We start from the raw sequence: 10,930 nt of genomic DNA, 5'->3' as shown, positions 1-10,930 counted from the left end.
ACTCATAAGTGCTCGGTTATATGCGGGCCAATTGGTTGTGCGGTAGATTTTGTGTGCAGGCTTCTTCATTTGAAAATTATATCGCTGAAAAAGCCTTTACAGATAGGTTTGTGCAACAAAGCCGTTTTTATTTAATTGGCGGATTCAAGCGGCAAGTGCAACAGTATAAAAACCAGCCATAACTTCACTCGGTGTATACCAACCTAGTGTTTTTCTAGGACGATGGTTGAGTGCAAATTCTATCTGCTCTATTTGTTCGTTTGACACGTCATCAAACGATGATGATTTTGGCAGATATTGACGGATTAAACCATTCGTATTTTCATTTCTAGCTCGCTGAATAGACTTGTAAGGATCAGCAAAATACGTCTCTATGCCAACATCAGTAATTCTTTTGTGTTCGGAAAATTCTTTGCCATTATCAAATGTTACACTATAAGCATGGCTCATTTGTAAACGATCTAATGCACAAGTAATCGTTTGAGAGGATGCTCTCGTTGGCCCTAAATGAACAATATGTACATACAGGCTCTTTCGATCAACGAGAGTCAATAAAGCACCTTTATGATGTCTACCAATCACCGTGTCACCTTCGAAATCTCCTAAACGTTGTCGTTGATCAATGACCTGGTCTCGGCAGTGAATACTTGTTTTATCAATGATTTGACCCCTACGATCCGTGTTTTTGTAACCGCGTTTTCGATATTTCTTCTGATGCCTTAAGTGTAGATGAAGTTTACCGCCTTTTGATTTATCTTGATAAATGTACTGGTAAATCCACTCATGTGAAGGTACATCCAGCCAACCGCGTTGTGTTAAAGCACCTGAAATTTGTTCTGGTGACCAGTCCAAACCAATCAAATAATCAATATAAGCGAAGGCAAATGCTGTCATTGATGATGAAGGACGATACCGTCTTTGACTTGCAAATTTAGCTGCCTGTTGAGCTCTATATCCACGTTGCCCAGTATTTCTTTTTAATTCACGGTAGATGGTTGATCGTGAACGTCCTAACTCCCGAGCAAGGGAGGCGATTGAACTTTTACTTTTCAAAGTAGCATAAATTTCGTATCTTTCATCTTGAGAGAGTTGGGTGTATTTCTTCATTGTGTGCTTTCCAATTGCGAGTTGAAAAAGTCTAATGATTCTATGAATACACCTAACTTTTTCAACTGACTACAAATGTGTTGCACTTGGGATTTGAATCTGCGATTTATTAAATTTAATCCGATAAATTCTGTTGGTTTTCATGCGCATATGCTGTTGGATATTCAACACTTGCTTATTTAAAATCAGCAAATAATTCAATTTTTATATCTTTTTTAATGCAATAGATTTAGCTTCGCTTTTACCATCCTTTAATAATGTTCCGACATAAAAAAAGCCTACTCACGTAGGCTTTTTTTGGCTCAAGCTTATTTCCCCATTTTGGTCGCCAAGGCTGTCAATTTTTGATAACCCGTTGGCAATAAACGTTGAATTAAATCAATCGCTTTCGCATCATTACCAATCAGTAAACGACGCTTGTCTTTTTGTACAGCTTCTATAATTTGACGCGCTGCTTCTTCTGGTGGGCAACGTAGGAATTTATTAAATGATTGCGCAGATTTTTGTGGATTCATACCCAAACTTTTCAGGCTATCATTCATTTTAGCTGCATTGGCAATATTGGTACGAATACCACCCGGATGTACGCACAGTGCGCTGACACCACAGTTTTCGATATCTAATTCTTGACGTAGTGATTCCGTAAAACCACGTACCGCAAATTTGGTTGCGTTATACGCTGACTGAGTAGGTTGCGCAGTTAAACCAAATAGACTCGAAATATTGATGATATGACCTTCGCCGCTTTGTTTAATATACGGTAGGAACTCTTTGGTGCCATAGACCACACCCCAGAAATTAATATTCACAATCCATTCAAGTTCGTCGTAACTTGCACCTTCAACAGTTGTACCTAAAGCCACACCTGCATTGTTAAAAATCATGTTCACCGAGCCATGGTCTTGCACAGTTTTGGCTGCCCAAGCTTTCATTGCCGCAAGATCTGAAACGTCGAGCTTTTGAGTGGTTACACGAACATTATGTGCTTTGACCAACTCAACCGTCGCTGCAAGCCCTTGTTCATTCACATCACTCAGTGATAAATGACAACCCTGTTTCGCTAATAATACTGCTAACTGTTGACCAATACCTGAACCTGCACCTGTAATGGCAGCCACTTTATTTTTGAAGTTTTTCATTGTGATTCCTTATTCCTTTATGCTACCCATTGCGCCACTACTGTGGTTAAAAACGCGAATATGCGCAGTTCATCTACTTAATATAGTTTTGACAATTTATATTGTCAATATCTTCTCAGGACGTGCTATGCTGTCAAAATAGCCAAGACTTAAACATAGGTTTGAGCTTGAATTATTGATAAAATACAAGCAAATTTAGCTTCTATTCAGCGTATATTTTCCATGACAGATTCTACCCAACATACAGAACAACAACAGGCAAAAAATGTGAAGGAACGTCAGTTTAAAGGACTTTCGCTGAGTGAGCGCAAACAAGCGCGTCGTGAAAAGCTCATCGAAGCTGGCATTGAAGCCTACGGTACGCATGGCTTTTTTTCAGTTACTGTTAAAGATATTTGTCTAGAAGCAAAACTGACAGAACGTTATTTCTATGAATCCTTTAAGAAAAGTGAACAACTGTTCCAAACTATTTTCTTAAAACTGATCGACGAGTTACAGCAAAACGTGATGCAAGCCATTATGCAGGCATCAACGGATTCAAAAAAAATGATTGAAGCGGGTTTAACAGCGCTATTGATGACCTTAAAGAATAATCCACGTATGGCACGCATTATTTATATTGATGCCATGTTAGTTCAAGAACTGCATAACCAGGCCACCATACATGAAACCATGTCGCGTTTTGACCGTATGATTCATGCCTTTGTCATGCTAATGATGCCGAATATCAATAAATCAGAACGTGAAATCTCGATGATTGCTACAGGTCTCAATGGTTATGTGACCCAAATTGCAATTCGTTGGGTCATGAGCGGATATAAGCAGCCGATGGAAGAAGTCTTATCATCATGCAGCGCGGTATTCTTAGCTTTGCTCGATACGTTTTCTGAGCCGTAGTCACTGAATAAAAGCGCAGTAAAAAAATAAGCCTCCGAGATATGAGCGATTATTTACAATATTTTTTTAATGACAGAAAGATGATGCAAAGCCTATCTAGCTGAATCTTTCAGCATTTAATTTGTCACAATTTCTTTCTAAAGCGGAATGAAAGATTCTTTTTGCAATGATACTGTCATAATTAATCTTTGTAATAAGCCTGTCATAAATATAAAACGGTCCACCGTTTACATGAAATAGGGTATTGCGCTGTGAAAGATGACTATATTTTAATCGTCGACGACGAACTCCCGATTCGGGAAATGATCCATACTTCGCTCGATATGGCGGGTTTTCAATGCCAGCAAGCGGAAGATGCCAAACAAGCGCACCAAATGATTGTGGATCAGCGCCCTGCATTGGTGTTACTGGACTGGATGATGCCTGGTGGTGTCAGCGGTGTTGACCTCTGCCGTCGCCTAAAGCGTGATGAAAATCTATCTGAAATTCCTGTCATTATGTTGACTGCACGTGGCGAAGAAGACCATAAAGTCCAAGGTCTTGACGCAGGTGCAGACGATTACATGACCAAGCCATTTTCTACCCGCGAATTGGTTTCCCGTATTAAAGCAGTTCTACGACGCTCAAATGCACTGGGCGGTGAAAAAACCATTGATGCAAATGGTTTGATCCTAGATCCGGTGAGTCAGCGTGTGAGCTTTGGCAATACCATTTTAGAAATGGGGCCAACGGAATACCGCTTATTGGCTTTCTTCATGACCCATCCTGAACGTGCCTACACTCGTGCGCAATTACTTGATCAAGTCTGGGGCGGAAACGTGTATATTGAAGACCGCACCATTGACGTTCATATTCGTCGTCTACGTAAAGTCTTAGAACCTTTTAACGCAGACCGTTATGTCCAAACGGTTCGTGGCACTGGTTATCGTTTCTCTACACGTGCCGATGCAGTATTAGGTTAGTTTTTTAGGTCATTCATTATTTATGTACGAACCATATCCGGTCCCCGAAATTGCCAGTGAACACAAAAAGTTTCGTTATAGCAGTTTATGGACTTTTGCCAAACAGGATTTAAGATTACTGGCTTTTTTCCTGCTGATTGCCGCACTAATCGGCTTTGGTATCGGATATTTATGGGTCTGCATTTTAACCGCATTTGGGGTGTTTTTTGCCCTGCAATTGCGTTCTTTATATTTGGTCAATGATTGGATTTCCAACCGCCCCTACGATGTACCGCCCAATTTAGACGGTATTTGGGGCGCTTTATTGTTCAATGTTTACCGTGCACAGCGCCAAGAACGTATTGTTCAAGCTGAAATGGTCGGTTTGATTGATCGTGCTCAGTCTTCATTGGTCGCTTTGGCTGAAGCTGTGGTGTTAATTGATGAACTACATCAAATTGAGTGGTGGAACCCTGCCGCGGAAAAATTACTCGGCATTCAGCAACTCGATCATGGCCGTAATATTTTGAGTATTTTGCGTCAACCAAGTTTTATCGAATATTTCACCAATATTGACCTCGCACCAGATGGTTTGAAAATGAAATCATCCGTGTTGGAAGATCACTATGTGCAAGTGAAATTGACACGCTTTGGTCGAGAAAGCTGTTTATTGGTGGCCTATGACGTTACCCGTATGCATAACCTCGAACAAATGCGCAAAGACTTTGTCGATAATATTTCACATGAGCTGCGCACCCCCCTTACCGTACTCAGTGGTTATATAGAGACTTTTACCGACCAAGAAGACTTAAATCCACGCTGGAAACGTGCATTTGATCAAATGCAGTCACAAACTCGGCGTATGAATGCATTGGTGAATGATTTATTGCTGTTATCGCGTTTAGAAAATGATAAAAAAGTAGCGAAAAATCAAATCATTGAAATGCCAAGTTTAATGAACCAATTATATGACGATGCACATGCCTATAACGTGGATTATGGACACACGCTGAACTTAGAAATAGACAGCCATTGCGACTTGATTGGTTCAGATGTCGAACTGGCTAGTGCTTTTAGCAACTTGGTGACCAACGCCATCAAGTACACTCCCAAAGGTGGCACGGTGACTATCGGTTGGCATGATGATGGAACGCACGGTTATTTCACCGTAGAAGATACCGGTATTGGTATTGATCCTAAACATTTGCCACGACTGACAGAACGTTTTTATCGTGTCGATAGCGCGCGTAGTCGTCAAACAGGTGGCACCGGTTTAGGGCTGGCCATCGTCAAACATGTACTGATGCAACATCAAGCATATTTAGAAATTGAATCGAAAGAAAATCGTGGTTCATTATTTAAAGTGGTATTTCCGAAAGAGCGTCTTTATCACGTCAGCTAAAATCCAAGTCTCATTATTTCAGTATGGTTAGCTAATGCGTTGCTCCGACTCGATTTGATGTTCACGTTGTTTCGCTTGACGGTAAGCATCACGCTGCTGCATGCGTTGCAAAAATGCTTGAATCTGCGGATATTCACCTTTACTACGTGTGAGTAACGCTTCCAACGGAAATGTCATTTGAATATCTGCAAAGCTAAATGGCCCTGCGAAAAATTCATTCTCGGCCAAATGCTGCTCGATAAAATAAATTTGATCTTTTAAACGCGGGCGAATAAAGCCGCGCTTGACCCCATCGCACACGCGACTGGCAATAGGTTTGATGACCCAAGGTACATGCTGTGGCACATTGGTCATCACCAATTGCATGACCAATAAAGGCATAAGGGAACCTTCTGCATAATGCATCCAATATCGGTATTGCAGTCGAGATTGCTGCGTTTTCGGTGTAAAGTAACCGTGACGATCATAGTTCTCTTGTAAATATTCCAAGATCGCAGCCGACTCCGCCAATACCAAGCCATCATCAACCAAAATGGGAGATTTTCCCAAAGGATGAATGCTTTTTAATTCAACTGGCGCAGAAAAGTTCGGCAAGCGCTTATACAGCTTGACTTGATAATCTAAGCCTAACTCTTGCATGGCCCATAAAATACGAAAGGAACGTGACTTTTCTAAATGATGTAATACCCGCATGGGTTCATCTCCTGCTGTATTCAAATCGAATTTTTTGTTATCTGGCAGTCATACTTTTTATCGTTGGCTTTTTACCAACATGTACAGGTTTTTATTCGCTTAATTGATGCCTAAACATATAAAAAACTTTTATTTTTACATACATTATATGAGTCCTGTTTTAATGTCTAGACTGCGTAATAGGGTCTTGGTGACAGGCGTTTTTTCACAAATTGCCAAGACTTTTTGCTGAAGCTCGTCACTTAAAGGGGTTTGAAAATTCAACCGACGATCAATCCATTCTACGCCTTCTTTATTGGCACAAAAATCTGCCTCAACGCTAAACTCACCCAATTCAATTGCCTTGTGCTGTGCATACATGCGTAGCGTAATCATGGTACAGGAAATTAAAGCCGAACAAAGCAAATCATAAGGTGCCAAACCCAAATCACCACCACCAAAAGATACTGGCTTATCGGTAATTAATTGATGCTGCCCACTCTGAATTTCACCCGACCACGGTGCACTCAATGTTTGTACTTTAGCCGTTGCAACAATACCCATATCGTGTTCCTTATTGTTTTCGATTCAATTATTGGACAACAGCACCCAAAGGTAAATTAAGTGCTGGAGCCATAGTTTTGATGCTTAAATTAATTTGAGCAAATGTCGTTAACGTGAGGCACGCATTTTTTCAGGGAATGCTGGCGCTTCCAAACGTGGACCTTCATAGTCAGGGATTGAACCAAATCGTTCATCGTGATTAATCCATTGCTCTCGTGCGGTATTGAGCTCTTCTTGGGTGCGTCCAACAAAGTTCCACCACAGTAAAATCGGCGACTCGAAAGGCTCACCACCCAGTAGTAAGATGCGACTCCCTGCATGTATATCAACTTTTACTTGGCTTAAACCTGGCTCTAAAATCACCATGTTGTCATCATTGAGCTCATGACCATTAATTGTCGCTGTGCCCTCAAGTGCCATAAAACCATATTCGTACTTTGGATTCAGTGCGAGCTGTGTCGTGGTGCTTTCATTGGCCTGAAGGTCAACCCCTAAAAGTTCCGTATGTACCTGTACAGGCGATTTGGTTGTAAGAAACTCACCTACCAGTACTGTAAATTCAATGCCATCCTGACTCACTACGGGTAGTTCTGGATAGTGGTCAAACTGGGGAGCCATATTAATTTTATCGTCTGGCAACGCAATCCAAAGCTGTGCCGCATGCATTTGAGTTTCTGTATCCGGTGCCACTTCTGTATGTGAAATACCGTATCCAGCCGTCATCAAATTAACTTGTTTCGGACGTATTAATTGCTGTGTACCCAAGCTATCGGTATGCATCATTGTGCCATCAATCATCCACGTAAACGTCTGCAAACCAATATGGGGATGTGGGCCTACATCTAAGCCATCACCTTGCGGAAAATGTACGGGACCAGCATGATCCAAGAAACACCATGCACCAATCATGCGTTTATAACGACTTGGTAAAGCACGTTTAATCACTGTACCTTGCCCAATTTCGGCACTACGCAATGGAAATTCTTGAATAAATTGGTTGACATATTTTTCGCAATCGTCCGAGTGAGATAATTCGGTGTAATTGGCATTAGTCATATGGATACCCTTAATAATCTGGCTAAACCATCGTAAGCATGGTTTTAGCTCGGAAGTTTTTTACATTATATCTGTATTTTTTTAAGCGAATTTGTCCCCCATTAATACGCTGAATCACAGCAATAGGACAATAGTTTTTTTGTTGCTTGATATGACGTCAAATACATATCAAAAGAAAATCTTCCTAATAGTCGCTACAAGAAAAATGCAGCTTGAAATCACGTGAATTGCAAAGTTGTGTAATGATTATTTTATTTAAAGTACATGATTTAAAACTAAAAAATTAATTAAATCATTGTCATATTGATGTTTATTATTTAAACAAAATACGTTAAATTATAAAAGTTACATAAAATAATATTAGTAACCACTCTCAAATGGTGTACCTGCTGCATGATCAACGAGTATAAAAAAGAATCTCGACTACTGATTCAAAAAGCACTTGAGCAATCCTTTATCAGTGTTCCTGCCCAATTCCGCCAAGAGTTTTTTCGCTACCAGCAAGCCCAACTATTTAAATTTTTTCTACAAGTCAATCTGGTCGCTCAATTGGCCTATTTCTCCTACATTTTTGCTGATTGGTTCATGCTGCCAGATATAGGCTTTATTGCATTTTTAGTCAAAGGTTCTTACACCTTATGCATGACCTTGATTACCTTTGCCATTTATAAATACAGTAAAAGTAATTTGGTCTTTGATTTGATGCTGCCCGCTTCTATTGTGGGAGCAACTGCTATTTGGTTTTGGCTGGTGAATTTATCCCAAAGCCCCGATGTACCTATTTATTTATATGCATCTTTGGTTTTTATTGTTTTAGCCAATTTATGTATTCAAATTCGTTTTAAAGCTGCGGTCATTATTTCAATGCTGATCAGCTTGATTATGTACATTGGCGTCTATTTTGCAGTGTCTAAAGACTTACATCAGCTACAAATCTTTGCGCTGATTTATAACCCAGTCTTGATGTTCAGCTTATATATCAGCTGGAATTCGACCCAGAAATCACGTATTGTGTTTTTACATAATAAGTTAGATCAGTTAAACCGCGAAGCACTCGACATCATGGCACATACGGATGTGTTGACTGGGCTCAATAACCGCCGTCAATTTATGCAATTGGCCAATTACCACATTCATAGCCAAAATAAATTACAGCACCCTACCGCCTTGCTTATTTTTGATGTAGATCGGTTTAAAACTATTAATGATCAATTTGGGCATTTTGTCGGTGATTTTGTCTTACAGCAAATTGCAGATACCTGCCGTCACGTGTTACGTAGCCAAGATATTCTTGCCCGTTTTGGAGGTGAAGAATTTATTATTCTTTTACCCAATACCAACCTGCATCAAACGATAGAAATCGCAGAAAGACTTCGTAAGTCAATTGAAAATTCTGGTGTGAAACTTGAAACGCAGCAAGAACTTAAGTTTACCGTATCGATTGGAATCGCAGAGTTTAATGCCAAAAATCGCGATTTACATCACGTCATACAACTTGCAGATAAGGCACTTTATCAAGCAAAAAACATGGGACGCAATTCAATATCAACTTATAAAACAGCATCTTAATAAACAATTTGTAACACTATAAATCTCTGTTTTTTATCAACAAGTCTAAAAATACCCAATTTCAGGTAGATCAATTTTTAACCATTTTATCCATACTACGGCTAAGCCCAATCTGATTGGAGAAGGATCATGTCTGTAGATGTACGAATGAGTTCCCGGACTGATTCGTCTGTGCAGGGAAAAAATAAAAATCAGACACATATGCTGAAATTATCGGAATGTGACCTAGCAAATCGTGCTGTGATTGAAGACGCACTTGCTGATCCCTATGCACGTATCCCTTTACAGTTTAGAGCGTATTTTCTAAAGCATCAGTATGCGCATCAGTTGCCCTACTTACGTCAGGTCAACTACATTGCCCAGATTACTTTCCTGCTGTATTTTTTTGCCGATATTTTTATTATTCCAGACATGATGTTTTGGTCAGGCTTATCTCGTGTAGCCATGATCATTGTCGCGCTCATTGTGAGCTTTTATTTATTTAAATATAAAAAAGACATTCGCATGTTAGACATGATTTTACCTGTGGGTACGGTCTGTTGTACGGCTATTTGGATTGGTCTACTACTCTTTTCAAATAGTCCTTTTGTTACTTCTTATATTTATGGCGCGGCTATTTTTATCTTGGTTGCCAACGTCTGCGTACAAACTCAGTTTAAGCCAGCGCTGTATTGTTCTGCACTCATCACGACCTTTGTTTATGTGGCAGTGACCCAACTTTTGGCTTGGCAACAGGCCCTGATCTTTGTCATTGTCTCTATTCCAGTATGGATGATTAGTATTCACATGAGTTGGAATAATACTTTGAATGCGCGTCGTCATTTTTTACGCACATTATTAGACGACTGGAATATGCATACGTTGAAAAACTTAGCGCATACCGATGAATTGACTCAACTCTATAACCGTCGCCAGTTTGTACAAATGGCAGAGCACCGTATTCATGAGTGGCCGACCCCAGCCAGCACCTGTTTATTGATGTTTGATGTCGATCATTTTAAGAAAATAAATGATAGCTATGGTCATGATGTTGGCGATCAAGTCTTAAAATTAATTGCTGAAACAACACGTAAAGAAATGCGTCATAAAGATGTTCTTGCCCGCTTTGGTGGTGAAGAATTTATTGCATTGTTGTCGGAAACACAAATTCAGGATGCCATGATCATTGCTGAGCGTATTCGCTTGAGTATTCAGCATCAGTTTTTGCATGACCGCGCCGATCACCGTATTCAATTTACCGTATCTATTGGGGTATCACAGTTAAAGTCACATACGCAAAATTTATCTGAATTAATTAAACAAGCGGATATTGCGCTATACCGTGCTAAAGAAAATGGACGTAACCGTGTCGAACGTTATGACCCAACAATGAAGCCCGAACGTAAAACCACAAGGGCATGGAAGTCGTTTACACATAAAACCAGTGGTGATGCAAAACTTGAAAATCAAAATGATCCGTAAGCGTCCGCTGAACACACCTTATGAATTCATCCTATAAGCCTTAATTTAGTCCCCACTTAAAAACAAGTGGGGACTAAAATTTATGACTACAAATCACCAGACATCCATCGCATCTCTTGCGA

10 protein-coding genes are annotated in these 10,930 nt (G+C 40.0%); 5 read left to right on the top strand and 5 right to left on the bottom strand.

Translation table 11 applies throughout. From position 1 onward, the window contains the following. Positions 1-144: 144 nt before the first annotated feature. Together FTT84_RS15130 and FTT84_RS15125 are read right to left on the bottom strand one after the other, a co-directional pair. A complete protein-coding gene (locus FTT84_RS15130) occupies positions 145-1,107 on the bottom strand; it encodes an IS30 family transposase (protein ID WP_151208081.1) in 963 nt (320 codons plus the stop codon). Positions 1,108-1,415: 308 nt separating this feature from the next. Continuing rightward, on the bottom strand, positions 1,416-2,246 hold the full coding sequence (locus FTT84_RS15125; RefSeq protein ID WP_180058899.1) for an SDR family oxidoreductase: 831 nt from the start codon (positions 2,244-2,246) through the stop codon (positions 1,416-1,418). 222 nt (positions 2,247-2,468) lie between these two features. On the opposite strand from FTT84_RS15125, the gene FTT84_RS15120 reads away from it, so the two are divergent. From FTT84_RS15120 to phoR, 3 genes are all read left to right on the top strand, one after another. After that, positions 2,469-3,143, top strand: coding sequence for a TetR/AcrR family transcriptional regulator (locus FTT84_RS15120; protein WP_180081690.1), 675 nt, complete (start codon positions 2,469-2,471; stop codon positions 3,141-3,143). 251 nt (positions 3,144-3,394) lie between these two features. Beyond that, on the top strand, positions 3,395-4,105 hold the full coding sequence (phoB, locus tag FTT84_RS15115) for a phosphate regulon transcriptional regulator PhoB (RefSeq protein WP_067765513.1): 711 nt from the start codon (positions 3,395-3,397) through the stop codon (positions 4,103-4,105). A 22-nt stretch (positions 4,106-4,127) separates the two neighbouring features. Further along, positions 4,128-5,486 carry a phosphate regulon sensor histidine kinase PhoR gene (gene phoR / locus FTT84_RS15110; RefSeq protein WP_180081688.1) on the top strand — a complete coding sequence of 453 codons (1,359 nt, stop codon included), beginning with the start codon at positions 4,128-4,130 and terminating at the stop codon, positions 5,484-5,486. 27 nt (positions 5,487-5,513) lie between these two features. Here phoR and FTT84_RS15105 read toward each other — a convergent pair whose 3' ends face one another. The 3 genes from FTT84_RS15105 to FTT84_RS15095 all read right to left on the bottom strand — a co-directional run bounded on the left by FTT84_RS15105 (position 5,514) and on the right by FTT84_RS15095 (position 7,778). Next, the gene (locus FTT84_RS15105) at positions 5,514-6,179 is read right to left on the bottom strand and encodes a glutathione S-transferase family protein (RefSeq protein WP_180081686.1); all 666 of its coding nucleotides are present in this window, start codon (positions 6,177-6,179) and stop codon (positions 5,514-5,516) included. Between the two features lie 144 nt (positions 6,180-6,323). Beyond that, positions 6,324-6,722: an OsmC family protein gene (locus tag FTT84_RS15100; RefSeq protein ID WP_180081684.1), complete on the bottom strand. Its 399-nt coding sequence runs from the start codon at positions 6,720-6,722 to the stop codon at positions 6,324-6,326. Positions 6,723-6,830: 108 nt separating this feature from the next. Then, the gene (locus FTT84_RS15095; RefSeq protein ID WP_180081682.1) at positions 6,831-7,778 is read right to left on the bottom strand and encodes a pirin family protein; all 948 of its coding nucleotides are present in this window, start codon (positions 7,776-7,778) and stop codon (positions 6,831-6,833) included. Positions 7,779-8,171: 393 nt separating this feature from the next. Here FTT84_RS15095 and FTT84_RS15090 point away from each other — a divergent pair, with 393 nt between their 5' ends. Together FTT84_RS15090 and FTT84_RS15085 are read left to right on the top strand one after the other, a co-directional pair. Further along, positions 8,172-9,347 (top strand): diguanylate cyclase, encoded by a 1,176-nt coding sequence (locus FTT84_RS15090; RefSeq protein WP_180081681.1) that lies wholly within the window; start codon positions 8,172-8,174, stop codon positions 9,345-9,347. Positions 9,348-9,476: 129 nt separating this feature from the next. Then, positions 9,477-10,808, top strand: a complete 1,332-nt coding sequence (locus tag FTT84_RS15085; RefSeq protein WP_180081680.1) for a GGDEF domain-containing protein — start codon at positions 9,477-9,479, stop codon at positions 10,806-10,808. The last annotated feature ends 122 nt before the right edge of the window (positions 10,809-10,930 follow it).

Source organism: Acinetobacter sp. YH01019, assembly GCF_013420285.1.
GTDB classification, from domain to species: domain Bacteria; phylum Pseudomonadota; class Gammaproteobacteria; order Pseudomonadales; family Moraxellaceae; genus Acinetobacter; species Acinetobacter gandensis.
Note: the sequence above shows the minus strand (reverse complement) of the source record. Positions and strands in the feature narration are given on the sequence as shown.

What these genes read in the sequence shown, in the direction of transcription:
- FTT84_RS15120 (WP_180081690.1), top strand. Translation starts at nt 2,469, where the DNA reads ATGACAGATTCTACCCAACATACAGAACAACAACAGGCAAAAAATGTG.
- FTT84_RS15125 (WP_180058899.1), bottom strand. Translation starts at nt 2,246, where the DNA reads ATGAAAAACTTCAAAAATAAAGTGGCTGCCATTACAGGTGCAGGTTCA.
- FTT84_RS15100 (WP_180081684.1), bottom strand. Translation starts at nt 6,722, where the DNA reads ATGGGTATTGTTGCAACGGCTAAAGTACAAACATTGAGTGCACCGTGG.
- FTT84_RS15085 (WP_180081680.1), top strand. Translation starts at nt 9,477, where the DNA reads ATGTCTGTAGATGTACGAATGAGTTCCCGGACTGATTCGTCTGTGCAG.
- FTT84_RS15095 (WP_180081682.1), bottom strand. Translation starts at nt 7,778, where the DNA reads ATGACTAATGCCAATTACACCGAATTATCTCACTCGGACGATTGCGAA.
- phoR (WP_180081688.1), top strand. Translation starts at nt 4,128, where the DNA reads ATGTACGAACCATATCCGGTCCCCGAAATTGCCAGTGAACACAAAAAG.
- FTT84_RS15105 (WP_180081686.1), bottom strand. Translation starts at nt 6,179, where the DNA reads ATGCGGGTATTACATCATTTAGAAAAGTCACGTTCCTTTCGTATTTTA.
- FTT84_RS15090 (WP_180081681.1), top strand. Translation starts at nt 8,172, where the DNA reads ATGATCAACGAGTATAAAAAAGAATCTCGACTACTGATTCAAAAAGCA.
- FTT84_RS15130 (WP_151208081.1), bottom strand. Translation starts at nt 1,107, where the DNA reads ATGAAGAAATACACCCAACTCTCTCAAGATGAAAGATACGAAATTTAT.